Source organism: Streptomyces sp. NPDC002476 (genome assembly GCF_042889785.1).
Lineage (GTDB): Bacteria > Actinomycetota > Actinomycetes > Streptomycetales > Streptomycetaceae > Streptomyces.
Window position 1 is genome coordinate 48,765 of record NZ_JBIARH010000025.1, and the last position, 26,832, is coordinate 75,596.

The 26,832-nt window shown below is 71.5% G+C and carries 21 protein-coding genes; 7 read left to right on the forward strand and 14 right to left on the reverse strand.

The genetic code is table 11. From position 1 onward, the window contains the following. Positions 1-38: 38 nt before the first annotated feature. The 4 genes from ACFYXM_RS25350 to ACFYXM_RS25365 all read right to left on the reverse strand — a co-directional run bounded on the left by ACFYXM_RS25350 (position 39) and on the right by ACFYXM_RS25365 (position 6,625). A complete protein-coding gene (locus ACFYXM_RS25350; RefSeq protein WP_389292679.1) occupies positions 39-2,042 on the reverse strand; it encodes an IucA/IucC family protein in 2,004 nt (667 codons plus the stop codon). 219 nt (positions 2,043-2,261) lie between these two features. After that, positions 2,262-3,209: a GNAT family N-acetyltransferase gene (locus tag ACFYXM_RS25355; protein ID WP_389292604.1), complete on the reverse strand. Its 948-nt coding sequence runs from the start codon at positions 3,207-3,209 to the stop codon at positions 2,262-2,264. A gap of 113 nt (positions 3,210-3,322) precedes the next feature. Further along, positions 3,323-5,218 (reverse strand): IucA/IucC family protein, encoded by a 1,896-nt coding sequence (locus ACFYXM_RS25360; protein WP_389292605.1) that lies wholly within the window; start codon positions 5,216-5,218, stop codon positions 3,323-3,325. Between the two features lie 27 nt (positions 5,219-5,245). Next, positions 5,246-6,625, reverse strand: coding sequence for a diaminobutyrate--2-oxoglutarate transaminase family protein (locus ACFYXM_RS25365; RefSeq protein WP_389292607.1), 1,380 nt, complete (start codon positions 6,623-6,625; stop codon positions 5,246-5,248). A 343-nt stretch (positions 6,626-6,968) separates the two neighbouring features. Between ACFYXM_RS25365 and ACFYXM_RS25370 the strand changes: the two genes are divergently transcribed. After that, positions 6,969-8,189: a trypsin-like serine peptidase gene (locus ACFYXM_RS25370; protein ID WP_389292609.1), complete on the forward strand. Its 1,221-nt coding sequence runs from the start codon at positions 6,969-6,971 to the stop codon at positions 8,187-8,189. Positions 8,190-8,370: 181 nt separating this feature from the next. Here ACFYXM_RS25370 and hflX read toward each other — a convergent pair whose 3' ends face one another. The 6 genes from hflX to miaA all read right to left on the reverse strand — a co-directional run bounded on the left by hflX (position 8,371) and on the right by miaA (position 16,545). Next, on the reverse strand, positions 8,371-9,891 hold the full coding sequence (hflX, locus tag ACFYXM_RS25375; RefSeq protein ID WP_389292610.1) for a GTPase HflX: 1,521 nt from the start codon (positions 9,889-9,891) through the stop codon (positions 8,371-8,373). A 188-nt stretch (positions 9,892-10,079) separates the two neighbouring features. Beyond that, positions 10,080-11,531: a M1 family metallopeptidase gene (locus tag ACFYXM_RS25380; protein WP_389292612.1), complete on the reverse strand. Its 1,452-nt coding sequence runs from the start codon at positions 11,529-11,531 to the stop codon at positions 10,080-10,082. A gap of 87 nt (positions 11,532-11,618) precedes the next feature. Further along, positions 11,619-13,736 carry a RelA/SpoT family protein gene (locus ACFYXM_RS25385; protein ID WP_389292614.1) on the reverse strand — a complete coding sequence of 706 codons (2,118 nt, stop codon included), beginning with the start codon at positions 13,734-13,736 and terminating at the stop codon, positions 11,619-11,621. 298 nt (positions 13,737-14,034) lie between these two features. Continuing rightward, positions 14,035-14,907, reverse strand: coding sequence for a diaminopimelate epimerase (gene dapF / locus ACFYXM_RS25390; RefSeq protein ID WP_389292616.1), 873 nt, complete (start codon positions 14,905-14,907; stop codon positions 14,035-14,037). A gap of 130 nt (positions 14,908-15,037) precedes the next feature. Beyond that, positions 15,038-15,499, reverse strand: coding sequence for a hypothetical protein (locus ACFYXM_RS25395; protein ID WP_389292680.1), 462 nt, complete (start codon positions 15,497-15,499; stop codon positions 15,038-15,040). A 107-nt stretch (positions 15,500-15,606) separates the two neighbouring features. Beyond that, the gene (gene miaA, locus ACFYXM_RS25400; RefSeq protein WP_389292618.1) at positions 15,607-16,545 is read right to left on the reverse strand and encodes a tRNA (adenosine(37)-N6)-dimethylallyltransferase MiaA; all 939 of its coding nucleotides are present in this window, start codon (positions 16,543-16,545) and stop codon (positions 15,607-15,609) included. Between the two features lie 232 nt (positions 16,546-16,777). Between miaA and ACFYXM_RS25405 the strand changes: the two genes are divergently transcribed. Continuing rightward, on the forward strand, positions 16,778-17,050 hold the full coding sequence (locus tag ACFYXM_RS25405) for an antitoxin (protein ID WP_389292620.1): 273 nt from the start codon (positions 16,778-16,780) through the stop codon (positions 17,048-17,050). A gap of 133 nt (positions 17,051-17,183) precedes the next feature. Here the strand turns inward: ACFYXM_RS25405 and ACFYXM_RS25410 are convergent, their stop codons facing one another. After that, positions 17,184-17,897, reverse strand: coding sequence for a class III extradiol dioxygenase subunit B-like domain-containing protein (locus ACFYXM_RS25410; RefSeq protein ID WP_389292622.1), 714 nt, complete (start codon positions 17,895-17,897; stop codon positions 17,184-17,186). Positions 17,898-18,060: 163 nt separating this feature from the next. Next, positions 18,061-19,590, reverse strand: coding sequence for a tRNA (N6-isopentenyl adenosine(37)-C2)-methylthiotransferase MiaB (miaB, locus tag ACFYXM_RS25415; protein ID WP_389292624.1), 1,530 nt, complete (start codon positions 19,588-19,590; stop codon positions 18,061-18,063). Between the two features lie 88 nt (positions 19,591-19,678). Between miaB and ACFYXM_RS25420 the strand changes: the two genes are divergently transcribed. After that, a complete protein-coding gene (locus ACFYXM_RS25420) occupies positions 19,679-20,677 on the forward strand; it encodes a TAXI family TRAP transporter solute-binding subunit (protein WP_389292626.1) in 999 nt (332 codons plus the stop codon). Positions 20,678-20,783: 106 nt separating this feature from the next. Here ACFYXM_RS25420 and ACFYXM_RS25425 read toward each other — a convergent pair whose 3' ends face one another. After that, positions 20,784-22,178 (reverse strand): ATP-binding protein, encoded by a 1,395-nt coding sequence (locus ACFYXM_RS25425; protein WP_389292628.1) that lies wholly within the window; start codon positions 22,176-22,178, stop codon positions 20,784-20,786. A 34-nt stretch (positions 22,179-22,212) separates the two neighbouring features. Beyond that, positions 22,213-22,905, reverse strand: coding sequence for a response regulator transcription factor (locus ACFYXM_RS25430; protein ID WP_389292630.1), 693 nt, complete (start codon positions 22,903-22,905; stop codon positions 22,213-22,215). Positions 22,906-23,290: 385 nt separating this feature from the next. On the opposite strand from ACFYXM_RS25430, the gene ACFYXM_RS25435 reads away from it, so the two are divergent. The 4 genes from ACFYXM_RS25435 (at position 23,291) to ACFYXM_RS25450 (ending at position 26,656) form a co-directional block, all read left to right on the forward strand. After that, positions 23,291-24,076, forward strand: coding sequence for an amino acid ABC transporter ATP-binding protein (locus tag ACFYXM_RS25435; protein WP_389292632.1), 786 nt, complete (start codon positions 23,291-23,293; stop codon positions 24,074-24,076). A 93-nt stretch (positions 24,077-24,169) separates the two neighbouring features. Then, on the forward strand, positions 24,170-25,012 hold the full coding sequence (locus ACFYXM_RS25440) for a glutamate ABC transporter substrate-binding protein (protein ID WP_389292634.1): 843 nt from the start codon (positions 24,170-24,172) through the stop codon (positions 25,010-25,012). 79 nt (positions 25,013-25,091) lie between these two features. Then, positions 25,092-25,757: an amino acid ABC transporter permease gene (locus ACFYXM_RS25445; protein ID WP_389292682.1), complete on the forward strand. Its 666-nt coding sequence runs from the start codon at positions 25,092-25,094 to the stop codon at positions 25,755-25,757. Beyond that, positions 25,754-26,656 (forward strand): amino acid ABC transporter permease, encoded by a 903-nt coding sequence (locus ACFYXM_RS25450; protein WP_389292636.1) that lies wholly within the window; start codon positions 25,754-25,756, stop codon positions 26,654-26,656. Before ACFYXM_RS25445 ends, ACFYXM_RS25450 begins: the two co-directional genes overlap by 4 nt. Positions 26,657-26,832 lie beyond the last annotated feature (176 nt).

The following is a 26,832-nucleotide window of genomic DNA, read 5'->3' on the forward strand; positions in this document are numbered from 1 at the left end:
AGCCCGACCACCCTACGGGGCACCACTGACAACGGCGCTCACTCCCGGTCGGATTCAGCGGGGTGGAGCGGATTGGGCACGCTCCCGTGGATGGCCGCGTGAGGGCGTCCCGGGCGGTCCCGGTAGCCGTCCACATGCAGACGGTTGCGGTTCAGACAGAGACGGTCGATGCGCGGCGTGAGCATGTCGAACATCTCGAACCGGTCCTTGAGCTCGGGAAAGCGGGCGTGGTACCGGAGCACCTCGGCTCGCACGAGTGACCAGAAATCGGCCTCGGAAAGACCCAGTTGTTCCTCGCACAGCGGGGAGAGGAAGCGGAAGACACCGATGAACAGTCCGGCGTGGATGAACTGGGTGAGGAAGGAGGGCTCCTCGGTGAGCAGGATGTCGCGCACGTCCTGCGGCATGGACGCGTGTTCCGGCAGTGGCTGGGCGCTGACGTTCACGTCGTCGACGAAATCCTTGATCGCCAGGCGCACCGGCACGTCCTGTCCGTCGAAGACGACGATGGCGTTCTCGCCGTGCGGCGAGAAGACCGTGCCGTAGCGGTAGAGGAAGTGCAGCAGCGGGGGCAGCAGCGCGGCGAAGAGGCGGGTCAGCCAGGCGGTGGGGGCGAGTCCGGAGCGTTCGACGAGTTCGGCCGTGAAGGCGCGTCCGTGCGGATCGGTGTGGAGCAGCGAGGCGAGGGTCCGGGCGCGCTCGCCGGGGGCGAGCCGGGGCTGGAGAGGTTCGCGCCAGATCGCGCCGAGGATCTCCTTGAACTGGTACGGCGTCTCCGGCAGGTGATCGTAGAGCGGGTGCTCGACGGTCACGGAGGCCACTTCGCCGAGCAGGACGACCCCGCAGGTGTCGCGGAGAAAGCCGTCGCGCTCGCACAGGCCCTGGACCCAGGCGGTCACTGCGGGGGCTGCGAGGGTGCGTTCGGTCGGCAGCCCGCGCCAGACCAGGGTGTTGAGGATCGACAACGGCAGCTTGACGGTGTGCCGGTCGAGGCGGGACACATTGGTGAAGGTGCGGATGGACTGCTGCGGCAGCCTGCGGTCCGGATCGGCGTGGAGGGGCACGATGTCGCCCGAGGCGATGGCCGGGGCGAAGAGCGGGACGATCCATTCGTCCCACTGCCAGGGGTGCACGGGCAGGAAGAGGTATCGGTCCGGGTCGAGGTCGCGGGCGCGGAGCACGGCCGCGAAGGAGTCGCGGACGGCCGGGTCGAGTTCCCGCGCGTACAGCTGCCCGGGCGTGGCCAGGCCGGTGACGCCCCGGTAGGCCCCGATCCGGGTGGACACCGCGAGCCACGGCAGCCGTACGGGCCGGCGGGCCTCAGGGGTGTAGCGGGAGGCGTCGGTGGCGGAGAAGCCGAGGCGGCCCTTGTTGGCGACGAGCCAGGGGTGGCCGGTCTGGTGCCCTTCCAGCTCGGCGTAGTCGAGTTCGGCCAGACGGGCGGCGGTGAGCGCGGTGCGGGCGAGCCGGGCGTCGGCGGCGAGGGTGGTGGTGATCTCGCGGATGAGGTGGCCGAGCGTGGCGCCGTCGATCCCCAGGAGGCGGCGGGCGCGGGCGAGGAAGCTCAGGGGGTCGCGGAACGGCACGGCGTCGGAGCCCGGGTGCCGTGACGGGGCGGTGTCGTCGGCGCCTCGGTGCGGTGTCGACACGGCTTCGGCGCTGCTGTCCGGTGCGGGATCCGTGCGACGGCCCGGGATCGCGACGGCGTCGGCACTCCGTTCCGGCCGGGGCTTGCCGGACGCCCCGGGGAGGCTGTCGCACTCCGCCCCGGCCGCCGGGTCCGCGAGCTCCCGCGTCCTGGCGCGCGTCGATTCCGGCGACGCGCTCCCGACGGTGTCGTGCGCGGCTCGCGTCGGCGCTTCCCCGGCGGTGCCGCGCAGTTCCTGGATCGACTCGGGGGCGATGAGCCAGCTCCCGTACACCCCGCGCCGGGCCCTGAAGATCAGGGTGCCCCCGTCGTCGAGCCGGAGGGTGTACGCATCGCCGCCGTCGAGGGGACCGACCGGCTCGACGACCTCCTCGTAGGCGAATTGGCCGAGCATTTTCGCGAGCAGTCGGACGGCGGCTCCCTCCCAGTCCGCCGGATTCAGCTCGGGCGTGCTGAGCGGCGCGGCGGATTCCGCTGAATCGCTCACTGGATCAGTCGCCGAACCAGTTGTCGAATCAGTCGCTGAATCAATGCGCGCGGGATATTTCGGCACGGTGACTCCTCGGGGTGGAACCGATGGGGTTCGAGCGGTGTATGTATCGCAGTCGTTCGTTCACAGGTGGGCCCGGTGGGTTCGGTCGCGGACCATCAGGGCGGCTCGTTTGCCGGGAAGCTCGACCTCCGCGGAGAAACGGAAGCCGGCGCTGAGGAAGGCGGACACGGACGGGGTGTTGCGCAGGTCGGGTTCCGCGACGACGCGCCCGCACAGGGGGCGGTGGTCGAGGATCAGGTCGGCGACGGCCCGCAGGAGGGTGGTGCCGACACCGCGTCCGCGATCGTCGACTCCTCCGATGAGCAGGTGGATTCCGGTGTCGTGCGGGCGTGCCGGGTAGTGGCGGGCCAGCGGGTCGAGGTCCGCGCGGTAGATCTCCCAGTAGCTCATGGGGATGCCCGCCAGCACCCCGAGGCACGGCACGCTGCGTCCGTCGCCGTCCAGTTGGGGACGCAGATGGTCCGCGGTGACCGTTTCGGCTCCGGCGAGTTCCCAGAACGCCGCCACCGCAGGGTCGTTCATCCAGCGGCTGATGAGGGCGAGATCGCGTTCCAGTCGCACGGGGACGAGTTGGAACACTCCGGCCGGGGTGTTGACGGGGCCCCAGTCCGCCGGCCGGTCGAGCAGGGCGGCGGAGGCCCCGCCGCTCTCCGGCGTACGTGGGACGGTCGTGCCGGTGGCCGTGATGCGTGCGGCGCCCGTCGGGTCCGCGCCGCCCGATGCCGCCGTCACGGACGACACGGGTGGCGTCGCGGAGGACACGGGTGGCGTCGCGGAGGACACGGGTGGCGTCGCGGAGGACACGGACGAGGCGGACGACGAGCCCGACGGCCCGGGCGCGTCCGGCGCCTCGAGGGGTGCCGCGGCGGTGGCCGTGGCACGCGTGCCGTCCCTGAGCAGTCCGAGGAGTTCCTCGGAGAGCGGCAGGTCCAGGGTGTCCTCGGCGCTCGTGTCGGTCTGCGGGGCCGGGCCGGTACCGGCGCCTGTGGGTGCGTCGGCGGAAGCCATGTGGTCGCTCTCCTCCCGGTGGTTCAGGCGGTGGTCGTGGTCGTGCGTCGGTCACGGGCCTTCGCGGGTCCCGCTCTTTCGCTGATCATGCGGTCTCCGGTCGTCGCGGTCCTTCAGGCGTGCAGCGGGTTGGCAATGGTGACGTACACGGACTGGGTGTCGACGGGACCGACGAGTTCGTCGAGGCCGTGCAGCCGGGTCAGCAGGTTGGCCTTGCAGCGCAGATGGGTGTTGTCCAGGAGGTGCGCGGGCAGCGGGGAGCCGAGTGCTGCGGCCGAGCCGAGGAACCGGCGGAACGCGGCGACGAGGACCCTCTCGTCGACGAGCCGCTGGGAGCCGAAGGCACCGATCAGCCCGAACACGTTGTTGATCCCGAGGTAGTAGGCGAAGCGCTCGTCGGTGACTTCGTCGGAGACGAAGGTGTCGCTGGCCGTTCCGATGCCGGGAAGCCGTCGCTCCAGGGCGGCGCGGTGGGACTCGCGGAAGTAGTAGCCCTGGTTGTCACGGTACCGGCCGCCGACGGGCCAGCCGTGGCGGTCGAGCAGTACCAGGGTGTTCTGCTGGTGTGCTTCGAGGGCCACGCCGGCGTGGGCGTCGAGCCAGAGCACAGGGCGCACGACCCGGTCGAGGTAGCGCAGGAACCACTCGGTGGCCACGGCGCCGACGCCCCTGCCGGTGGCGGCGGACAGAGAGAGGACGACCTCGGCGAGGCGCGAGTGCATGCCCTTGCGGCCCGGCCACGGGCGCGGCGCGGTGAGCCCGGCGATGCAGACCGCGTCGTCGTGCGGACCGAACGGGTTGTGCCGCAGCACCACGTCGAGGCCCGCGACGGGCGCGCCGTCCGGGCCGTCGACGGCGAGCCAGGCGGGGTCGCGGACGATGTCGAAGCCGGGGTGGGCGGCGTGCCACTGTGCGGCGAGCCCGCTGCGCAGCAGGCGGTGGACCTCCACCCCGCGGTGGAGCTCCTTGCGGAGGTTCTCACGACGGGAGTTGGTGATGCGCAGGCCGAGGGAGAGCTTGAGCATCAGCTGGGCGCCGGGCCGGTGCACGGTGCGGACGGAGGAGGTGGGGTGCCAGTGCCCGCCGTACGGTCCGAGGTCGTGGAGGAGCCCGGCGTCGAGCAGGGCGGCCGCTTCGGGCCGGTGCAGCAGGTCGCGGGCCTGCCAGGGGTGGAGCGGGATCGGCGCGGTGTTCTCGGGGAGGCGCAGCCCTTGGGCCTGGGCGGTGAGCAGTTCCGTGGCGGGCACGGGACGGCCGCGTTCGGTCCAGGCGGAGTCGGTGGCCAGGACGGACCGGTCGACAGCCGTCCAGTGCAGCGGGAAGGAGCCGTACGACTCGGGCGAGTAGCGGCGGGCCTCTGATTCGGAGAGCCCCTCACGGCTCTTGGGCGTCGGGTGGAGCGGGTGGCCGAGGAGCAGCGACTGCTCGGCCGTGAGGAAGAGGTCCGCCGCGGCCGGAGGCTCGGGGGCACGCCGCCGCTCCGCGATGAAGCCCGCGGTGCGGCGGACCGAATCGGCGACCCGCGCCACCATGTCGGCTCCCTCGTCACGGTCGGCCTCGCGGCCCAGCAGGGCGGCGACCGTGACGGCGTCGACGGACGGTGCGCTGTCGGGCGCCCCTTCCAGGACGGGCGGTCCGAACCGGTGCCAGCCCGTGACGGACCAGTGCACGACGGGGACGAGCAGCGCTGTTCCGCTCGCGGGGAGGGGGACGCGCAGGACGTCCGCCTCGGGGCGGGCCAGGCCGCTCTCACGGACCCAGCAGCGGAGGAGGTTCTCGACGCCCGCCGCGTCGGCGGCGCGCAGCGGGTCCGGGTGGTCGAGATGGTCGAAGTGGTCGTCCGGCGTCGCGTCGGCGGTCCGGGCCGGCGGGGTGTACCGCTCGTCGTCCGGTGCGGCCTTCTGGCGCGGCACGGTGGGCTCGACGAGGAGGCTTCCGGCGGGTCCGGCCTCCGCTCGCTGCGGCATGGGGGGCGGGCCATCGGCCTGGGGTGGGGGGGTGGGGTTCACTGCGGTCTTCCTTGTGAGGTGGCCGGGTCAGTGGATCGGCCCGGTCGCGATCCGGCGGTACGGCAGTCGCTCGGCGGCTGCCAGGGCGTCGGCGAGACGGTCCACGACCGCCGTCGCCTGTTCGTCGGTGAGGGTGAGGGGCGGCAGGAGGCGTACGACGGCGGAGTGGCGCCCGCCGAGTTCGACGATGAGCCCGCGGCGCAGGCATTCCTGCTGGACGGCGGCGGCGAGCGCGGGGGCGGGCGGTGGTTCGGGGCTGCCGTCGGGCGCGGCGGCCTCGGGGTCGACGAGCTCCACCCCGATCATCAGTCCCCGGCCCCGGACGTCCCCGACGCACGGATGGTCCGCCGCCAGGCCCTGGAGTCGGGCGAGCATCCGGGCCCCGAGCGTCGCGGCGCGTTCGGCGAGGCGGTTCTCCCGTACGTGGGAGAGAGTGGCGGTTCCGGCGGCCATCGCGAGCTGATTGCCCCGGAAGGTGCCGGCGTGCGCTCCGGGCTGCCAGGTGTCGAGCGCGGAGCGGTAGACGACCACGGCGAGCGGGAGGGAACCGCCGATGGCCTTGGAGAGCACCATCACGTCGGGGGTGATCCCGCTGTGCTCGACCGCCCAGAAGGCGCCGGTGCGGCCGACGCCCGTCTGGACCTCGTCGGCGATCAGCGGCACGGACCGGGCACGGGTGATCTCGCGCATGCGGCGCATCCAGTCGTCGGGGGCCGGGATCACTCCGCCCTCCCCCTGGACCGGTTCCAGGATCATCCCGGCCGGGGCCGGCACGCCGCCCTTCGGATCGTCCAGGAGGTTCTCGGTCCACCGGGCGGCGATCTCCGCGCCGCGCTCTCCCCCGATCCCGAAGGGGCAGCGGTAGTCGCGGGGGAACGGCAGGCGCGTCACCCGTACGTCCTCGGCACCGCCCGAGGCGGCCAGGGCGCCCTCGGTCATGCCGTGGTAGGCGCCCGTGAAGGCGAGAAGTCCCTCGCGGCCGGTGGCGGCACGGACCAGTTTGAGGGCCGCTTCCACGGCGTCCGTCCCGGCGGGTCCGCAGAACAGGATCCGGGCGTCGTCGGCGAACCTCCGCGGCAGGGTGGCGAACAGTTCGGTGGTGAACGCGTCCTTGACCGGGGTGGCGAGGTCGAGGACGTGCAGGGGCGCGCCCGAGTCGAGCACCTTCTTGATGGCCTCCAGCACCACCGGATGGTTGTGGCCGAGCGCCAGGGTGCCGGCCCCGGAGAGACAGTCGAGATACCGCCGCCCGTCCGCGCCCTCGATGGTCATCCCCCTGGCGCGCACCGGGACGATGGGCAGTGAGCGCGCGTAGGTACGGGCGGCGGACTCGCGCATCGACTGACGGCGCAGGATCCCCTCGTACGCCGCCGGTGCTGCCACCGGAGCTGGTTCGGTCACGGCCACGGCTGTCGGTCCTCCCGCTGGGACGGTTGCGTCGCACGTCGGTGGGTCGGTACGTCGGTGCGCGGACGGACGGACTCAGGGGATGAACTCCCTCCCCGGCGTCCCTCGCACGTACCAACGACGCCGGGCCCGGCGGATCACGGGTATATCCGAAGATCCTTGCGGGGGTGGAACCACGGACCTGCCTCACGCCGTCCCCACCGGCACCGGCATAGTGGAGGGCCGCACCAGGCGCTCGGGCGGCCTTCCGCATGCCTGCAGGGCGTTCGAGGCCGTTGGCCCGCAGCAGTGCCGAAGTGCCGTACCGAAGTGTTGAGTTACGAAGTCCCAGGGGGATCACCACATGCGACTCAGTCGACCGGCTCTCGCCGCACGCCGGAGGGGCGTGCGGCGCAGGCGCTTCTCGCTGCCGGCCGTGACCGCGGTCACCGCGGTCCTCGCGCTCACCGCCACCGCCTGCGGGCCGGAGGAGGACGCCGGGGGCGACAAGCCGAACGCGGCGGCGACCCAGGCGTCCGACGGCAAGATCACCATCCCGGACGATCTGAAGGAGCGGCTCAAGGACCGCGGGATCGACCTCGACCGGTGGCGGAACGGCGAGTGGAAGAACTGGGACAAGGAGAAGTGGCTGCGCGAGGCCAGGGACTTCGTCAATCCGGTCATCGAGGACCTCTGGGACCCCGACCGGATGCGGGACGCCGACAAGGCGCCGGAGCGGCCGGTCGAGAACGACATCTCGGGCGATGCCGGCGTGACGGACCCGAAGCCCGCGCCGGTGCGCGCCGTCGCCGTCGGAACGCCGTACCACTCCAGCGCCGCCGAGTCCGGGAAGCTCTTCTTCGACGGCCCCGAGGGCTCCATGGTGTGCTCCGCGACCGTGGTGAAGGACCCGGCGCACCCTGGTAAGTCGAATCTGGTGTGGACGGCGGGGCACTGTGTGCACGCGGGCAAGAAGGGCGGCTGGTACCGCAACATCGCCTTCGTGCCGTCGTACAACAACGAGGGTCTGCCGACGGCCGAGCTGAAGAAGGCGACCAGGGAGCAGATGGCCCCCTACGGCGTGTGGTGGGGGCAGTGGGCGCAGACGTCCGACCAGTGGATCTCCCAGGGGTCCTCGGTCGGCGGGCAGGGCGCGCCGTACGACTTCGCGGTGCTGCGCGTCACGCCGGAGAAGGGGGCGACGGGCAAGTCCCTGGAGGAGACGGTCGGTTCCGCGCTGCCCGTCGAGTTCGACGCCCCGGCCGTGTCGAAGATCGGCACCATGACCGCCACCGGTTTCCCGGCGGCGCCTCCGTACGACGGCCAGAAGGCGTTCCGCTGCGAGGACGAGCCGGGCCGGCTGTCGTTGGCCGCACAGGACCCCACGATGTACCGCATCGGCTGCACGATGACCGGCGGCGCGTCCGGCGGTGGCTGGGTCGCGACCGGCCGGGACGGCGAGCCCGCGCTGGTCTCGAACACCTCCATCGGCCCGGTGACGGCCGGCTGGCTGGCCGGACCGCGGTTCGGCAAGGAGGCCGAGGGCGTCTACGAGGCGGTCAGCAAGAAGTACGCGGGACGGTGAGACCGGGCCGTCACCGGACCGGTGTCCGGTGACGGCGTCGCTTCACGATGACGGCGCCGCGACCGGGCGCGTGACGCGCGGCCCGGCGGCGTCGACGGCGAGGGCCCGCTCCCCGAGAGGCATATGTGCCTCTCGGGGAGCGGGCCCTCGGTCCGTACCGGGCGGTGCCGCCGCCGCGCCGTCAGTGCGCCACGGGAACGAACGCGGAGAGTTCCGCGGCCAGTTCCTCGTGGACCCGGGCCTTGAGGAGGGTGCCCTCCGACGTGTGCTCCTCGGAGATCACCTCGCCCTCGGCGTGCACGCGCGAGACGAGACCGCCCCGGGTGTACGGCACGAGTGCCTCGATCTCGACCGACGGCCTGGGCAGTTCGGTGTCGATGAGCGCGAGCAGTTCCTCGATGCCGTCGCCCGTGCGTGCCGAGACGGCGATCGCGTGCTTCTCGATGCGCAGCAGTCGCTGGAGCACCAGCGGATCGGCGGCGTCCGCCTTGTTGACCACCACGACCTCGGGCACGTCCACCGCGCCGACGTCGCGGATCACCTCGCGGACCGCGGCGAGCTGTTCCTCCGGGGCCGGGTGGGAGCCGTCCACGACGTGCAGGATCAGGTCGGACTCGCCGACCTCCTCCATGGTGGAGCGGAACGCCTCGACGAGGTGGTGCGGCAGATGCCGTACGAACCCGACGGTGTCGGCCAGGGTGTAGATCCGGCCGCTCGGCGTCTGGGCCCGGCGCACGGTCGGGTCCAGGGTGGCGAACAGCGCGTTCTCCACCAGGACGCCCGCCCCGGTGAGCCGGTTGAGCAGCGAGGACTTGCCCGCGTTGGTGTAACCGGCGATGGCGACCGATGGCACCTTGTTGCGCTTGCGCTCCTGGCGCTTGATCTCGCGGCCGGTCTTCATCTCCGCGATCTCCCGGCGCATCTTCGCCATCTTCTCGCGGATCCGGCGCCGGTCGGTCTCGATCTTGGTCTCACCGGGGCCGCGGGTCGCCATGCCCCCGCCGCCGCTGGAACCACCGCCGCCCATCTGCCGGGACAGCGACTGACCCCAGCCGCGCAGGCGCGGCAGCATGTACTGCATCTGCGCCAGGGATACCTGTGCCTTGCCCTCTCGGGACTTGGCGTGCTGGGCGAAGATGTCGAGGATCAGGGCGGTCCTGTCGACCACCTTGACCTTGACGACGTCCTCCAGATGAATCAGCTGGCCGGGGCTGAGCTCACCGTCGCAGACGACGGTGTCGGCCCCCGATTCGAGGACGATGTCACGCAGCTGCAGCGCCTTGCCGGACCCGATGTAGGTGGCCGGGTCGGGCTTGTCGCGACGCTGGTAGACGGCGTCGAGCACCTGGGCTCCCGCCGTCTCCGCCAGCGCGGCGAGCTCCGCCAGGGAGTTCTCCGCCTCGCGGGCGGTCCCCGAGGTCCACACGCCCACCAGCACCACGCGCTCCAGGCGCAGCTGCCGGTACTCGACCTCGGTGACGTCCTCCAGCTCGGTGGAGAGACCGACCACCCGTCGCAGCGCGGCGCGCTCGGAGCGGTCGAACTGGTCGCCGTCCCGCTCTCCGTCGATCTCGTGGCTCCAGGCGACGTCCTCTTCCATCAGGGCGTCGGCCCGAAGGCCCTCTGTGAGGCTCTCGGTGGTGTTCTCCGTAGCACTCCGCGCGTACCGCGCGTCCTGGGGAAGGGAAGAAGAGGAGGTCATTGGATCCTTACGTCGATGGAATTCCGTTACGTCTGTCACAACGTGTGACCTCTGCCGATGATTCCCGGTGCGGCGAATCAACGGTCCGGCCGCCGTGGCGACCCGTCGATAGTGGCACGGCCGCTCCGGGCTCGTCACCCGGATTTACCCCGGCCGGGCCGCGCTCGCGGCCGCCCGTGCGCCCCGCGTCAACGGCCGTCCGGGGCGGCGCTGCGCCAGTCGGGGTGTCCCGGCATCGGCGGGGTCCTCTCGCCGTGCAGCCAGCCGTCGAGGAACGAGGTCAGGTCGCGGCCCGCGATCCGCGACGCCAGCCGGACGAAGTCCGCGGTGTCCGCGGTGGAGTCCCGGTGCTTCCTCACCCAGCTCCGCTCCAGGCGGTCGAACGCGCTCGCGCCGATCTCCTGGCGCAGGGCGTACAGGACCAGCGCGCTTCCGTCGTACACCACCGGCCGGAAGAGGCTGAGCTTCTTGCCCGGCTCGGGCGTCGTGGGGCGGGCCGGCGGGCCGCCCGCGGCACGCCAGCCGTCGGACCGGACGTAGGCGTCGTGCATCCGGCTCTCCAGCGACTTCCCGGCGTGCTCCTCCGCGTAGCGTGCCTCGTACCAGGTGGCGTGTCCCTCGTTGAGCCACAGGTCGGACCAGGTCCGGGGCGAGACGCTGTCGCCGAACCACTGGTGGGCCAGCTCGTGCACCATGATCGATTCGACGTACCAGTCGGGGTAGGCGTCCCCCGCGAACAGGGACCGTTCGAAGAGGGAGATCGTCTGGGTCTCCAGCTCGAAGCCGGTCCGGGTGTCGGCGACGAGCAGTCCGTATGTCTCGAAGGGGTAGCGTCCGACCTGCCGCTCCATCCACGCGATCTGCTCCGGGGTCTTGCCGAGCCGGTGTTCCAGGCGCTCGCGGTCGGCGGTCGGGACCACGTCGCGCACCGGCAGTCCGCGCGGTCCGGTGCGGTGCAGCACGGTGGACCGGCCGATGCCGACCTGGGCCAGTTCGGTGGCCATGGGGTGCTCGGTGCGATAGGTCCAGGTGGTCGTGTCGCCGTGCCGGGCGGCAGCGACGAGCAGTCCGTTGGCCACCGCCGTGAGGGCCTTGGGTGCGGTGACCCGGAAGGTGAAGTACGCCTTGTCGGCGGGGTGGTCGTTGCCCGGGAAGACGCGGTGGGCGGCGTCGGCCTGGTTGGCCATGGCCAGGCCGTCGGCGGTGCGCACCCACCCTCCGGCGTCCTGGGCACCGCCGGGGTCGCTGGTGTGGTGGACGGTGATGCGCAGCGGCGCTCCGGGCGGGAGGTGGCTGGGCGGGCTGACGACCAGGTCCTCGCCCGCGGTGGCGAATTCGCTGCGCAGACCGTTGACCGCGACCGCGCGGACGGTGCCGTGGGTGAAGTCGAGGTTGATCCGGTCCAGCGGTTCGGTGGTCCGGGCGTCGATGGTGGTGACGGCGTCCATCGGCCGGCTGTTGTTGCCGTGGTAGGTCAGTCCGATGTCGTACGAGAGGACGTCGTATCCGGGGTTGCCGAGATGCGGGAAGAGCCGGTCGCCGATGCCGAGCGGCACGGGCGACGGGAGGGCGGCGGCGACGAGGGCGGCGGACGCGGCGGCCAGCAGAGCCGCCCGCGCACGGCGGGAGATGAACGGCATGGACTACCGCTATCAGCGACGTCCGGGCGGGCAGGCGCGGCGCGCGCCGCACCACTCGAACGAGGTCCCCGCGGCGCGCCGCGGGGATCAGACGGCGCCCGCGGGGTGCCGGGCGCGGCTCACGTCGTACACCCCCGCTACGTCGCGCATCGCGCGCATCAGCGCCGGAAGTCCGGCGGCGTCGGGGAGTTCGAGCGTGTAGGTGTGCCGGACGCGTTGCTCGCTGGGGGGTTCGACGGTGGCGGACACGACGGCCGCCCCCGCCGTCGCGATCGCCTCGGTGAGGTCGGCGAGCAGCCGGGGGCGGCCGAACGACTCGGCGACCAGCGTGACCCGGCACGCGGCCTCCTCGCCCCAGCGCACGCCGACCGGTGTCCGGCCGGTGGACCGCATCCGGGCCGCCCCGGGACACTCCCGCCGGTGCACGGTGACCGTGCCGCCGCGGACGACGAAGCCGGTGACGTCGTCGGGGGGCACGGGCGTGCAGCAGCCCGCGAGGCGCACGCCGGCGTCCGGCCGGTCCACCACGGCGCTCGCGGTGCGGGCCCGGTCGCCCGCGGTCGCAGGGGGCTCCTGGGGCTGCGGTTCGGGCCTGGGCCCGGACGGCCGGCCGCCGTACGGGCCCTGGGGAGGCTCGGGGTGGGCCTCCAGCCAGCCGGTGATGGCGATCCGGGCCGCGGGGGTCCGGGCGTGGTCGAGCCAGGCGCGCGAGGGGCCGGACCCGGCGTCCTCGGCGAGCAGCGGCTGCACCGTGTCACCATCGCTCAGCACGGTGCCGAGGGTGGCGAGCCGGCCGTTGACCCGGGCGCCGACGCAGTTGTGCGCCCGGTCCCCGTACTGCGCGTAGGCGGCGTCGACGCAGCTGGCTCCGGCGGGCAGTCCGAGCGTGCCGCCGTCGGTGCGGAAGACCGTGACCTCGCGGTCCTGGGCGAGGTCGGCGCGGAGCGTGGTCCAGAACGTGTCGGGGTCCGGTGCCGACTGCTGCCATTGCAGGAGCCTGGACAGCCAGCCGGGCCGGGTCGGGTCGGCGCGTTCCCCGTCCGCGGGTTCGGCGGCCTGGGGGCCGGAGCCGCCGTCCGCCGCGTACGGGTTGCCGAGGGCGATGACGCCGGCCTCGGCGACCTTGTGCATCCGGTGCGTGCGGATGAGGACTTCGGCGACCGCGCCCTCGGGGCCGACGACCGCGGTGTGCAGCGACTGGTAGAGGTTGAACTTGGGCGCGGCGACGAAGTCCTTGAACTCGGAGATCACCGGGGTGAAGCAGGTGTGCAGCTCGCCGAGCACGGCGTAGCAGTCGGCGTCCTCGCCGACGAGGACCAGCAGGCGTCCGAAGTCGGTGCCGCGCAGTTCGCCGCGTTTGGTCCTGACCCGGTGCACGGAGAAGTGGTGGCGCGGTCTGATGAGGACATCGGCGGGGATGCCCGCCTCCCGCAGCACCGCCGCGACGTTCTCGGCGATGGGGGCGAGCGGGTCGGGTCCGGCGGCGGCGATCAGCGCCCGGGTCCGTTCGTACTCCTCGGGGTGGAGGATCGCGAAGACGAGGTCTTCGAGTTCGGTCTTGAGCACCTGCACGCCGAGCCGTTCGGCGAGCGGGATCAGCACGTCACGGGTGACCCGGGCGATCCTGGCCTGCTTCTCCGGACGCATCACGCCGAGGGTCCGCATGTTGTGGAGCCGGTCGGCGAGCTTGATCGACATCACCCGGACGTCGTCGCCGGTGGCCACCAGCATCTTGCGGAAGGTCTCGGGTTCGGCCGCCGCGCCGTAGTCGACCTTCTCCAGTTTGGTGACGCCGTCGACGAGGTAGCAGACCTCCTTGCCGAACTGCTCCCGCACCTGATCGAGCGTCACTTCGGTGTCCTCGACGGTGTCGTGGAGCAGCGAGGCGGTCAGTGTCGTGGTCTCGGCGCCGAGTTCGGCGAGGATCAGGGTGACGGCGAGGGGGTGCGTGATGTACGGCTCGCCGCTCTTGCGCATCTGTCCGCGGTGCGAGGACTCCGCGAGCAGATAGGCGCGGTGCAGGATGGAGAGGTCGGCATCGGGGTGGTGGGCGCGGTGCGCCTCGGCGACATGGCCGATCGCGTCGGGCAGTCGGTCACGGGGTACGGAGCCGAGGAGCGCGACGCGGCCGAGCCTGCGGAGGTCGATCCGGGGGCGGCCCCGCCTGCGGAAGGGAGTACCAGGGTTGGCGGCCTCTGCGCTCATGGGGGGTACCTCCGGCGGCGTCGACCGGCAGGGTGAAGGCGCGGTCGCACCTCCGGGCCGGTGCTTGATGCTACCGAGCCCACCACGTGGCGGAGTCCCGCTCTTGCCCAGCGTGAAACGGATCACCCATTCGAGCGAAGCCTTGGGCCTTGCCGTTTCGGTCATGTCAGGCATCTCCCGTACGCGCCCGGCCGGTACGGGGCGGTGGCGTCCGCTCGGGCCGTCCAGGGCGTGTTTCGAAAGTCCCGTCCGGCCCGCCCCGCCCGTCGGGCGGACGACGCTCCTTTCGGCACACGCTCTACGCGGGCCGGGCGGCAAGCCAGGCCGCATCGATGACGCCCTCGGCGACGATCACTGCGGGGCCGGTCATCTCGATCTCGCCGTCCGGGTGCTCGGTGATGACGAGGGTGCCGCCGGGCAGGTCGACCGTGTACGTGACCGGGGTACCGGTCCGCGCGGGGTCGACGCCGTCCCTGCGGGCCGTGGCGACGGCGACGGCGCAGGCGCCCGTGCCGCAGGAGCGGGTCTCCCCCGAGCCGCGCTCGTGGACCCGCATGGCCACATGGCGGGGACCCCGGTCGACGACGAACTCGATGTTGACGCCCTCGGGGTAGACGGCCGCGGGGCTGTAGGACGGGGTGGCCAGCAGGGCGCCGGCGTGCTCCAGTTCGCCGACGAAGGCGACGGCGTGCGGATTGCCCATGTTCACGTTGCGGGCGTCCCAGCCGCGGCCGTCCACGGTGACCGTGACCCCGTCCTCGGGCAGGGTCGCGCGTCCCATGGAGACGGTGATGTCGCCGTCCTTGGCGATGTGCACCTTCTTGACGCCGCCGCGGGTGGCGACGGCGAGGTCACCCGCCCCGGCGTGCCCGGCGCGCTGCAGATAACGGGCGAAGACGCGTACGCCGTTGCCGCACATCTCGGCGACGGAGCCGTCGGCGTTGCGGTAGTCCATGAACCACTCGGCCTCGTCCGCCATGGCACGCGCCTCGGGATGCGCGGCGGACCGTACGACGTGCAGCAGCCCGTCCCCGCCGATACCGGCCCGGCGGTCGCACAGCCGGGCGACGGCCGCGGGAGGCAGGTCCACGGCGTCGTCCGGGTCGGGAACGATCACGAAGTCGTTCTCGGTGCCGTGGCCCTTGAGGAAGGTGATCTGCGAGGTGCTCACAGGGCAACTGTACGAGGCGGCGGCGACGCCCGCCGAAGCCGGGCCGGGCGGAGCGCCGGGGCGGGGCGGGAACGGGAAGGCCGGTCGCCGGGCACGCGTCGGGCAGCGCCGGACGGGCCGTCGGAGCAGGTCAGCGGAGCCGGGCCACGCGCCCGACGGCCAGGGCGACCAGTACGAGGCAGACGGCGACGTACAGGGCGACCACACGCCAGTCGGGCCGTTCGCCCGTGCCCCGCTGCGGCAGTCCGGGCCAGGTGTAGCCGACACGGCGGGCGGCCATCATGCCCCAGCCCGCGGCACAGCCGCTGATCAGCAGGCCCAGCATGGCGACGACCGCGCCGCCGTCGCCGAACTCGAAGGCGAGCGGGAAGGCGAACATCAACGAGCCCACCGCGGCGAGCACGACGATCGGTGCGAGCTGCCAGATGCGCATCCGCCGGGCGGGCCGCAGCTCGATCTCGACCTCGGCAGGCACGTCGAGTTCGTCGGGCCCGTCGGGGCTCAGACGCCCCGGTTCGTGACCCGGGTCGTGCGCGGGCGCGTGTCGCTTGTCCGGTGCGTCGTCTTCCGTGTCGCGAGGGCCGGCCTCCATCGCCACGCGCCCTCCCAACTCGAACTCCACTGATCGATCGATGCTCGATGATGGCACGCCCCGAGGCACCGGAATGACGGGCGGGGCGTCCCGATGCCATCACGTGATCAGGCTGTAACCGCTCGTTCGACCAACGCGAGAGCCCGGTCCGGGAGTTCCCCGCGGTCCCGGGCGGCCCCGCTCAGCCAGTGGACCCGCGGGTCGCGGCGGAACCACGAGTCCTGGCGGCGCGCGAATCGTTTGGTGGCGCGAATCGTCTCGGCACGCGCCTCCTCCTCCGCGCATTCCCCGGCCAGCGCGGCCAGGACCTGCTGGTAGCCGAGCGCCCGGGACGCGGTCAGTCCGTCCCGCAGACCGCGCGCCTCCAGGTCGCGCACCTCGTCGACGAGTCCGGCCTCCCACATCCGGTCCACCCGCAGGGCGATGCGTTCGTCGAGCTCGGGACGGGCCACGTCGACGCCGATCTGGACGGTCTCGTACACCGCATCGTTACCCGGAAGGTTGGCGGTGAAGGGTCTGCCGGTGATCTCGATGACTTCGAGGGCCCGGACGATCCTCCGGCCGTTGCTCGGCAGGATGGCCCGGCCCGCCTCGGGGTCGGCGGCGGCGAGCCGGGCGTGCAGCACCCCGGGGCCGCGCTCGGTCAGCTCCTCCTCCAGCCTGGCCCGCACCTGCGGATCCGTGCCGGGGAACTCCAGGGCGTCGATGGCACCCTTCACGTAGAGGCCGGAGCCGCCGACCAGGACGGGGGTGCGCCCCGCCGCGAGCAGCCGGTCGATCTCCGCGCGGGCCAGTCGCTGGTACTCGGCGACGCTGGCGGTCTCCGTGACGTCCCAGATGTCCAGCAGGTGGTGCGGGACGTCCCCGCGCTCGGGGAGCGTCAGCTTCGCGGTGCCGATGTCCATGCCCCGGTAGAGCTGCATGGAGTCGGCGTTGATCACTTCGCCGTCGAGCCGCCGAGCGAGGAACACCCCCAGATCGGACTTTCCGGCAGCGGTGGGGCCGACGACGGTGATGACCCGCGGTGCGGGAGCTGAGCTTGTCACCGCCCCAGTCTCGCAAACCTTCCGCCGTGTTCCCGAACGAGTGCGGCGGCCCTGGGCGGGCGCCGGCCCCGCGGCGCCGAACGGCGCGAATCCTCGCTCACACCAGTAGAATTTGTACGTGAATACGGGCGTTTTTCATGGTTTGTAATTCGACCGCGAAGCCGGTGGGCGAGGCGGTCGGCGACCGGACAGGACGCCCGGCCATGGTTTCTTCCAGCAGGGAAGGTGCCCGATGGGCTTCCTGGACACTTTGAAGGCCAAGCTGAGCCCCGCCAGGGAAAAGGTCGGCGAACTCGCGCATCAGCACGGGGAGAAGATCGACCACGGGCTCGACAAGGCGGCACGGACGGTCGACGAAAAGACCAAGGGCAAGTACAGCGAGAAGATCGAGTCCGGCACGAGAAAGGCCAAGGAAGCGGTCGAACGCCTGTCCCACAAGCACGAGGACGGTGCGCCCGAGCGCGGGGACGACACGCCACCGAGCGCGCCACCGCCCGCTTCGTGACACTCGGCCGCTTCGTGGCGTCCCGCCGACCGGGGCGTCCGGCGGAACGGGAGGACCGCGCCGGCGGGCGGCCGCGCGGCGCAAGGACCGCACGGCCGCCCGCCGCACTTGACGTACGGCTCCCGTACGGGTCTCAGGACCAGGCGGCGACCAGGTAGCCGACGCCGTACGGGGCGTCGTCGTACAGCAGCCGTCCTCGCAGGCCGGCCCCTTCGGCCGCGCCCGCGAGGACCTGCCAGGGCGCGCGGCCGGCCGCCTTCAGTTCGTACGCGAGCGACTCGTCCAGTGCGATCAGGGCGTCCGGATCGGCCGCGCCCAGGGCGCGCGCGGCGGCGGCGTCGAACGCCTCGGCGCGCTCGTCCAGGTAGCCGGGGGCCTTGAGCGTGCGGCAGGCACTGCCGTCACCCATCACCAGCAGCGCCACCCGGTCCGCCCGGGCGGCCAGGTCCCGTCCCGAGTTCACGCAGCGTTCGGTCTCCAGGGGCTCCCCCACGCCGAGACCTTCGACGGGCGCGTCCGACCAGCGCGTGTCGGCGAGCAGCCAGGCGCCCACGGCCAGGGACGGCGGCAGCGGACGGGCCGCCACCCGGCCCAGGTCGCGCCCGAGCCGTACGCCGAGGTCGACGCCGAAGCCCCGGAACGTGGCGGTGGCACCCTCGGAGTGCGGTCCCCGGCCCGCGAGGGCGGCGGGCCCGACCACGACCAGCAGGTCGGGCCGGGCGGTGGCGAGCATGTCCACGGCATCGGCGCACGCCTTGCGCAGCGCGTCGAGCTCGGGGGCGGCACCGGCGGCGACCTCGGGTACCAGCAGGGGCGGGCAGGGGCAGACAGCGGCGGCGACAAGCATGGTCGGCAGCGTACTGCGTGAGCCCACGACTCCGGTCCGCCGTCACCGCCGGAGCGGGCGCGGCGCCGGGATGTCCGCGTAGTGGAGCTACGCGGACATTTCAGCAGCGCTGGAGGCGCGTGCCAGGGTGTGACCGCCCGGTCAGAGGTCGCCCGGCAGGCGCTCAGTCGCAGCCGCAGCCGGGGGCCGCCGCGGCCGGCAACGGGGCCGGAGCGCCGATGCCGGGCAGCCCCAGCATCACTCCGGCCGGCTTGGCCGTCTCGGCGGCGTTGCGCTTCTCCCAGGCGTCCCCGGCCCGGGTCCGCCGCACGCCCACCGCGGGTCCTTCGGCGAGGAGGTGGTGCGGGGCCGCGTACGTGACCTCCACCGTCACCACGTCGCCCGGGCGCACCTCCTCGTCGGGCTTGGTGAAGTGGACCAGGCGGTTGTCGGCGGCGCGGCCGGAGAGGCGGTGCGTGGCGCCGTCCTTGCGGCCCTCGCCCTCCGCGACCATGATCTCCAGCGTCCGGCCGACCTGCTTCTTGTTCTCCTCCCAGGAGATCTCTTCCTGGAGGGCGGACAGGCGCATGTAGCGCTCCTGGACGACCTCCTTGGGGATCTGCCCCTCCATCTCGGCGGCCGGGGTCCCGGGGCGCTTGGAGTACTGGAAGGTGAAGGCGTTGGCGAAGCGCGCCTCGCGGACCACGTGCAGGGTCTGCTCGAAGTCCTCCTCGGTCTCGCCGGGGAAGCCCACGATGATGTCGGTGGAGATGGCGGCGTCCGGCATCGCGGCGCGCACCTTCTCGATGATGCCGAGGAAGCGCTCCTGTCGGTACGAGCGGCGCATCGCCCTGAGCACGGTGTCCGAGCCGGACTGCAGCGGCATGTGCAGCTGGGGCATCACGTTGGGCGTCTCGGCCATGGCCGCGATCACGTCGTCCGTGAAGTCGCGGGGGTGCGGCGAGGTGAAGCGGACCCGTTCCAGACCCTCGATCGTCCCGCAGGCGCGCAGCAGCTTGGAGAACGCCTCCCGGTCGCCGATGTCCGAGCCGTACGCGTTCACGTTCTGGCCGAGCAGGGTGATCTCCGAGACGCCCTCGGCGACCAGTGCCTCGATCTCGGCGAGGATGTCACCGGTGCGGCGGTCCTTCTCCTTGCCGCGCAGCGCCGGGACGATGCAGAAGGTGCAGGTGTTGTTGCAGCCGACGGAGATGGAGACCCACGCCGCGTAGGCGGACTCGCGACGCGTGGGCAGGGTGGAGGGGAACGCCTCCAGGGACTCGGCGATCTCGATCTGGGCCTCCTCCTGGACGCGGGCGCGCTCCAGCAGCACCGGCAGCTTGCCGATGTTGTGCGTGCCGAAGACGACATCCACCCAGGGGGCCCGCTCGACGATGGTGGCCCGGTCCTTCTGCGCCAGGCAGCCGCCGACGGCGATCTGCATGCCGGGGCGCCTGGCCTTCATCGGGGCGAGCCTGCCGAGGTTGCCGTAGAGCTTGTTGTCGGCGTTCTCCCGCACCGCGCACGTGTTGAAGACGACGACGTCGGCGTCCCCGTCGGAGCCCTCGGCGGCCCGCACGTAACCCGCGCCCTCCAGCAGACCGGACAACCGCTCGGAGTCGTGGACGTTCATCTGGCACCCGTAGGTGCGGATTTCGTAGCTCTTGGGTGCTTGGACGTCCACTGCGAGGCTCCGGTCGCTGCTGCTGGTCATCCCTCAAGGGTAGGCGGTCCCGGGAGCGCCTCCCGCTCCGGAGCCCCGGCCCTGGTCATCGCGGGGACGGGCTGGCAGGATCGCCGCCATGCTCCAGTCGCTCTCCCGTATCGGCCGCCGGCGCGCCCTCCGGGCGGGTGCCGTCCTCGCCGTCGTGCTCGGGCTGTTGCTGGGGTGGCTGCTGCCGCTCGGGAAGCCGACGCCGAGCGGGACGCTGACGTTCAGCACCGGGGTGCGCAGCGGGGTCTACCAGCGCTACGGCGAGCGGCTGATAGGCGACCTCGCCAGGGATCTGCCGCAGGTGTCGATCCGGCTGCAGACCAGTGAGGGTTCCCAGCAGAACATCGCGCGGGTGGCGACCGGGAAGGCCGACTTCACCATCGCCACCGCCGACGCCCTCGCCACCTATCTGCGCGACCGCGGTCCGGGCGCCGACCGGCTGCGGGGCTGCGTGCGGCTGTACGACGACTACATCCAGCTGGTGGTGCCCCGGGACTCGCCGGTGCGCCAGGTCTCCGACCTGCGCGGCCTGCGCATCGGGGTGGGGCAGCCGGGATCGGGGGTGCGGCTGGTGGCCGATCGCGTGATGGCGGCCGCCGGGCTGGACCCGAACGACGACGTCACACCGGTGCCCGACGGCATCGACACCATGCCGAGGCATCTGGAGACCGGCCGGCTCGACGCCTTCTTCTGGTCGGGCGGACTGCCCACCTCCGCCGTGCAGGAACTGTCGGACCGGTTCGCGGTCCGGCTGGTGCCGCTGGAGGCGTCGCTGGTCAAGGAGCTTCAGGCAGTGGGCGGGGCCGCCCGCCACTACCGGTCGGCCCTGATGCCGGCCGACGCCTACCGCAGCGCGCAGCAGGGCCAGGCGGTGCCGACATTGGCGATCGCCAATGTCCTGGTGACCACCGACCGCACGGATCCGTCGATGACCGCAGCGTTCACCCGGACCGTGATCGACAGCCGGGACCGGATCGGGCGCGAGGTGCACGCGGCCCAACTGGTGGACCTGCGGACGGCGATCTACACCGATCCGTTGCCGTTGCACGAGGGGGCCAAGCGGTACTACCGCTCGGTCAAGCCGTGATCGGTGGTCCGTGGTCCATGGCTCGTGCCCCTCGGTCCGTGCCGCGCACCGGCCCGTGCACGGGTCCCGCCCGGTCGGGCCGTGACCGCGCACACGGTACGGCCGCTCAGCCCTGCGGGTCGTTGCGCGGCACCGTCACCGTCACGCGCAGCCCGTGCGGTTCGTTGGCCGCGTAGTCGAGGGAGCCGCCGCCCGCGGCCAGGAGGGCCTTGGAGATGGAGAGTCCGAGACCCGATCCCTTCACGTTCTGGTGCTGCGTGCTGCGCCAGAACCGGTCCCCGACGCGTTCCAGCTCCTGCGGGGTGAGGCCGGGGCCGTGGTCGGCGACGACCACCGTGACGTCGTCGCGTCCGGAACCGATCGTGACCAGGACCTCCTCCCCGGCGGGGGTGAACTTGAGCGCGTTGTCGATGACGGCGTCGAGGGCGCTCGACAACGCGATGGGGTCCGTCCAGGCCGTCACCGCGGCCGGTCCGCCCGACCGGAGCCGTACCCCCTTGTCGTCGGCGACCGGACGCCAGGAGGCGACGCGTTCCTCGGTGAGCGCGCCGATGTCCGTGAGCCGCAGGTCGGCCGCGGCGTGCTCGGCGAGCGCCAGGTCGAGCAGGTCGTCCAGGACCTGAGCGAGGCGCTTGCCCTCCGTGCGCACGGAGGCGATCTCCTCGTTGCCCTCGGGAAGTTCGAGCGCGAGGAGCTCGATCCGCAGCAGCAACGCGGAGAGTGGGTTGCGCAGTTGGTGCGAGGCGTCGGCGACGAAGGCGCTCTGCTGCTCCAGCACGTTCTCGACGTTGTCGGCCATCTCGTTGAACGAGCGGGCCAGACGCCTGAGTTCGGGCGGGCCGCCGGAGGCCGCGACCCTCGATCTCATCCGGCCGCTGGCAATGTCGTGCGTGGCCGCGTCCAGGGTCCGTACCGGCAGCAGCACCCAGCCGGTGAGTCTGATCGCGGCGCCGACCGCCACCAGCATGGCGATCGCCTCGCCCGCGGCGATCAGCAGCCAGCCGCGCAGCGTGCGCGCGCGCATCTCGGACGTGGGCGAGTCGATGACCACGACGGCGACGACGTCGCCGTCCCGTACGACGGGCGAGGCGATGACGATCCTGCTCCGCTGCCAGGGCCAGACCTGCTGCGGATCGTGGCTGCGACGCCCGAGGAGCGCCTCCTTGAACGCCTCCCGCCCCTCCCCCTCCAGGGGCAGCTGCCAGTCCGCCGGGGCCTTGGCCATGGCGCTGTCGTCGCGATAGAGGACACCGGCGTGGATGCCGTACACCGAGTCGTAGGTGTCGAGTTCGCCCCTCAGGATGTCGCGCCGCTCCTCGTAGCCGGGAGTGCGTTCGGCGACGAACTGGGCGAGCGCGGCGAACCGCGCGGCGTCGTCGATGCGGTCGATGACGACGCGCTGCTGCTCGGCGTTGGCCACGCTCACGGCCAGCGGGAAGCCGAGGGCGAGCAGCACGCTCGCCATGAGCACGATGAGGAGGGGAAGCAGCCGGGTGCGCACCTGGGACGTATGCCTCTGTTCGTCTCCGCCGCCGCTACGCGGCCGGGCCGACGAGGCGGTAGCCCACCCCGCGCACCGTCTCGATCAGTGCGGGCAGCCGCAGCTTGGAACGCAGGGACGCGACGTGCACTTCGAGCGTACGGCCCGTGCCCTCCCAACTCGTGCGCCACACCTCGCTGATGATCTGCTCCCTGCGGAAGACCACGCCCGGCCGCTGGGCCAGCAGCGCGAGCAGATCGAACTCCTTGCGGGTGAGCTGGATCTCCGAACCGTCCACACTGACCCGGCGGGTCGGCAGCTCGATCCGGACGTCCCCCAGGCGCAGCGCGGCGACCGGTGTGGACACGGTGTCCTCACCGGCCGACGTGCGCCGGCTGACGGCGTGGATGCGGGCGAGGAGTTCGCCGGTGTCGTACGGCTTGACCACGTAGTCGTCGGCCCCGAGGTTGAGGCCGTGGATCCGCGAACGGACATCGGCGCGGGCGGTCACCATGATGACCGGTGTGGACGTGCGCTTGCGGATCTTCCCGCACACCTCGTAGCCGTCCTGGTCGGGCAGGCCGAGGTCGAGGAGCACGACACCGAAGGGTTCCGTGTCCGCGGGCAGCAGCGCCTGGAGCGCGTCCTCGCCGGTGCGTGCGTGCACGACCTGGAAGCCGTGCCGGGCGAGGATCGCGGAGAGCGCGGCCGCGACGTGGTTGTCGTCCTCGACGAGCAGCAGTCTCATGCGCCCTCCTTCCATGGTGCGGTGCCGGGTGCCGCGGGGCGTCCGCGGCCACGGGGGTCCGCGCGGCGCGCGTGCGAAGCCCGTGCCGCTCCCGGTGTCGTGTTTCGTACGCCTCTGGTGACTTCCCCGTACGGAGGTGTTTCACGTGATGGCGTACCAGGGCATCCACTCCGATGAGCGGTACGCCAGTCAAGAGCCCGCCCGTCACATCGGGCCATCTGTTATCCACCCGGTACGCCCGGGGTGTCCCGCCCGCATCCCTGGTCACAGGTCGTGTCCGGGCGCCACCGGATCGTTATCCTCAATTCTCGCTCAGATGTGATGACGCTGGTCGCACCGCAACCCTAGGGTCCTTCCCAACCGAGGAGGACGGAGCAAGAAGCCGATGAGCGGAGTTTCAGTGACCAAGGGCGCCGAGGACGCCGCACCTGCGGCGAACGACCTTGTCGTACTGAGCAACGTCAACAAGCACTTCGGCGCGCTGCATGTGCTCCAGGACATCGACCTGACCATCGCCCGCGGCGAGGTCGTGGTCGTCATCGGGCCCTCCGGGTCCGGAAAGTCCACGCTGTGCCGCACGATCAACCGCTTGGAGACGATCGACTCGGGCGACATCTCGATCGACGGCAAGCCGCTGCCGCAGGAGGGCCGGGAGCTGGCACGGCTGCGTGCCGATGTCGGGATGGTTTTCCAGTCGTTCAATCTCTTCGCGCACAAGACTGTGCTCGAAAACGTGATGCTGGGTCAGATCAAGGTCCGCAGGACGGACAAGAAGGCCGCCGAGGACAAGGCCCGTTCACTGCTGGAGCGGGTGGGAGTCGCGACACAGGCCGACAAGTACCCGGCCCAGCTCTCCGGCGGCCAGCAGCAACGCGTGGCCATCGCCCGGGCGTTGGCGATGGATCCCAAGGTGATCCTTTTCGACGAGCCGACCTCCGCGCTCGACCCGGAGATGATCAACGAGGTGCTGGACGTCATGCAGCAGCTCGCCCGGGAGGGCATGACGATGGTCGTGGTCACGCACGAGATGGGCTTCGCGCGTTCGGCCGCGAACCGGGTCGTCTTCATGGCGGACGGCAAGATCGTCGAAGAGGCCGCGCCCGACCAGTTCTTCAGCAACCCGCGCAGCGACCGGGCCAAGGACTTCCTCTCGAAGATCCTTCACCACTGATCGGAACCGGTCGGCCCGAGCCGATCGCTTCCTCACCGCCGGTCCGTGAACCGGCCGGTCACCCGCATCGCGTCAACTTTAGGGAATGTCATCATGCAGCTTCGTAAGGTCACCGCCGCCTCGGCCGCCGTGCTCGCTCTCGCCCTGACCGCCACCGCCTGTGGTTCCGACAAGAAGGGCGGCGGTTCGGACGGTTCGGGCAGCGGCAAGATCACCATCGGCATCAAGATCGACCAGCCCGGTCTGGGGCTGAAGACGCCGGACGGCAAGTACACCGGCTTCGACGTCGATGTCGCCACGTACGTCGCCAAGGAACTCGGCTACGACGCCAAGGACATCGTCTTCAAGGAGACCAAGAGCGCCGACCGCGAGACGGCGATCGAGCGCGGCGACGTGAAGTTCATCGCCGCCACCTACTCGATCAACGACGAGCGGCTGCAGAAGGTCGACTTCGCGGGCCCGTACCTGCTGGCGCACCAGGACATCCTGGTCCGCGCCGACGACGACTCCATCAAGTCGCCGAAGGACCTGAACAGCAAGAACCTGTGCTCGGTCGCCGGTTCCACCTCGGCGCAGAACGTCAAGGACAAGCTGGCCCCGAAGGCGGAGCTCCAGACCTACGGCGGCTACTCGGAGTGCCTGACCGGCCTGGAGAACAAGGTCATCGACGCCCTGACCACCGACGACTCCATCCTGGCGGGCTACGCCTCGCAGAAGGAGTTCCAGGGCAAGTTCAAGCTGGCCGGCTTCAAGATGACCAACGAGAACTACGGCATCGGCCTGAAGAAGGGCGACGCCGACCTCAAGAAGAAGATCAACGACGCGCTCACCAAGATGGTCTCGGACGGTTCCTGGGACAAGGCCGTGAAGGACAACTTCGGCCCGGCGAACTACAAGAACGAGCTCGCCCCGAAGATCGGCAACGTCGTCAAGTGAAGCAGGGCTGACCGGGCGCGCCGTCCGTGAACGACGGCGCGCCGTGCCCTCCCTCCGACACGCGGAAGCGCGGGAGATCGTGTTCGACTTTCTTGAAGGTTACGACCTGCTGGGGGCCTTCTGGGTGACGGTGCAGCTCACCGTCTACTCCGCCCTCGGCTCCCTCATATGGGGAACGCTACTGGCCGGCATGAGGGTCAGCCCGGTCCCCCTGATGCGCGGCTTCGCCACCGCGTACGTCAATGTGGTCCGGAACATTCCGCTGACCGTGATCATCCTGTTCTCGTCCCTGGGTCTGTACTCGACGCTGGGCGTCAAGCTCGGTGCCGAGGGCACCGAGGACGTCAACTTCCGTCTGGCCGTGCTCGCCCTGGTCGCCTACACCGCCGCCTTCGTGTGCGAGGCGCTGCGCTCCGGCATCAACACGGTGCCGGTCGGCCAGGCGGAGGCGGCCCGTGCGCTCGGGCTGAGCTTCACGCAGGTGCTGCGGCTGATCATCCTCCCCCAGGCGTTCCGTGCGGTGGTCAACCCGCTGTCCAACGTGCTGATCGCTCTGACGAAGAACACCACGGTCGCCTCCGCGATCGGGGTCGTCGAAGCCTCGTACCTGATGAAGGACATGATCGAGGCCGAGGCCCAGCTGATCCTGATCTCACTGGTCTTCGCGTTCGGCTTCGTCGTTCTGACCCTCCCGACCGGCCTGATCCTCGGCTGGGTGAGCAAGAAGGTGGCGGTGAAGCGATGAGTTCCTCGGTCCTCTACGACGCCCAGGGGCCGCGCGCCAAGCAGCGGAACGTCCTGTACACGGTGCTGTTCGTCCTGGGCGCCGCAGCCGTGGCGTGGTGGGTGTACGACGGCCTGGCCGAGAAGCGCCAGCTCGACTGGATCAAGTGGAAGCCCTTCTTCACCAGCTCCCAGCCGTGGGAGACGTTCATCTGGCCCGGTCTCCAGAACACGCTCAAGGCGGCGTTCTTCGCCCTGATCATCGCGCTGCCGCTGGGTGCCCTGTTCGGTATCGGCAGACTGTCGGACCACCGCTGGGTGCGGATGCCGGCCGGATTCGTCGTGGAGCTCTTCCGCGCCGTCCCCGTACTGATCCTGATGATCGTCGCGAACGCGGTGTACGCGGAGTACACCACCATCGACACCGATGTGCGTCCGCTGTACGCCGTGGTGACCGGTCTGGTGCTGTACAACTTCTCGGTGCTCGCCGAGATCGTGCGGGCCGGCATCGAGTCCCTGCCGAAGGGCCAGGCGGAGGCGGCCAAGGCGCTCGGCATGCGCAAGAGCCAGGTCATGGTGTTCGTGCTGCTTCCGCAGGCGGTGACGGCCATGCTCCCGGCGATCGTCAGCCAGCTCGTCGTCATCGTGAAGGACACCGCGCTCGGTGGCGCCATGATGACCTTCCCCGAACTGCTGGCGTCGGTCCGCCCGATGAGCGCCAACTACGGCGCCAACACCATCGCGTGCTTCACCGTCGTGGCCGTGATCTTCGTCGCGCTGAACTTCGCGCTCACCTCGTTCGCGAGCTGGCTGGAGCGGTGGCTGCGGCGCAACAAGAAGAGCAAGGGAACCGCACCGGGGGGCGCACCGAAGGCCGTCGGTGAGCCGGCGCTCGTCGTCGACGACGGGCGCGCCGTCTGACGGTTCGTCGCATCGTGTGCCTGAGGGGCGGTGGCTGATCAGCCACCGCCCCTCGCCGTCGTCCGGCGTCGCTTGACGCGGGCACCGGCAGTAGGTTGCATACGTTCTGTGATCGCGCCCCCTTCCCCCGCCGCCACCACACCTCCTCCGCCTCCCGGCCCGCTTCCGAGCCGTTC

Excerpts from the sequence above, each read along its gene's own strand:
- ACFYXM_RS25395 (WP_389292680.1), bottom strand. The coding sequence starts at position 15,499 with ATGGAGGCCGGCCCTCGCGACACGGAAGACGACGCACCGGACAAGCGA.
- ACFYXM_RS25450 (WP_389292636.1), top strand. The coding sequence starts at position 25,754 with ATGAGTTCCTCGGTCCTCTACGACGCCCAGGGGCCGCGCGCCAAGCAG.
- ACFYXM_RS25370 (WP_389292609.1), top strand. The coding sequence starts at position 6,969 with ATGCGACTCAGTCGACCGGCTCTCGCCGCACGCCGGAGGGGCGTGCGG.
- ACFYXM_RS25350 (WP_389292679.1), bottom strand. The coding sequence starts at position 2,042 with ATGCTCGGCCAATTCGCCTACGAGGAGGTCGTCGAGCCGGTCGGTCCC.
- ACFYXM_RS25380 (WP_389292612.1), bottom strand. The coding sequence starts at position 11,531 with ATGCCGTTCATCTCCCGCCGTGCGCGGGCGGCTCTGCTGGCCGCCGCG.
- hflX (WP_389292610.1), bottom strand. The coding sequence starts at position 9,891 with ATGACCTCCTCTTCTTCCCTTCCCCAGGACGCGCGGTACGCGCGGAGT.
- ACFYXM_RS25430 (WP_389292630.1), bottom strand. The coding sequence starts at position 22,905 with ATGAGACTGCTGCTCGTCGAGGACGACAACCACGTCGCGGCCGCGCTC.
- ACFYXM_RS25420 (WP_389292626.1), top strand. The coding sequence starts at position 19,679 with ATGCTCCAGTCGCTCTCCCGTATCGGCCGCCGGCGCGCCCTCCGGGCG.
- ACFYXM_RS25385 (WP_389292614.1), bottom strand. The coding sequence starts at position 13,736 with ATGAGCGCAGAGGCCGCCAACCCTGGTACTCCCTTCCGCAGGCGGGGC.
- miaB (WP_389292624.1), bottom strand. The coding sequence starts at position 19,590 with ATGACCAGCAGCAGCGACCGGAGCCTCGCAGTGGACGTCCAAGCACCC.
- ACFYXM_RS25435 (WP_389292632.1), top strand. The coding sequence starts at position 23,291 with ATGAGCGGAGTTTCAGTGACCAAGGGCGCCGAGGACGCCGCACCTGCG.
- ACFYXM_RS25405 (WP_389292620.1), top strand. The coding sequence starts at position 16,778 with ATGGGCTTCCTGGACACTTTGAAGGCCAAGCTGAGCCCCGCCAGGGAA.
- ACFYXM_RS25410 (WP_389292622.1), bottom strand. The coding sequence starts at position 17,897 with ATGCTTGTCGCCGCCGCTGTCTGCCCCTGCCCGCCCCTGCTGGTACCC.
- ACFYXM_RS25440 (WP_389292634.1), top strand. The coding sequence starts at position 24,170 with ATGCAGCTTCGTAAGGTCACCGCCGCCTCGGCCGCCGTGCTCGCTCTC.
- ACFYXM_RS25355 (WP_389292604.1), bottom strand. The coding sequence starts at position 3,209 with ATGGCTTCCGCCGACGCACCCACAGGCGCCGGTACCGGCCCGGCCCCG.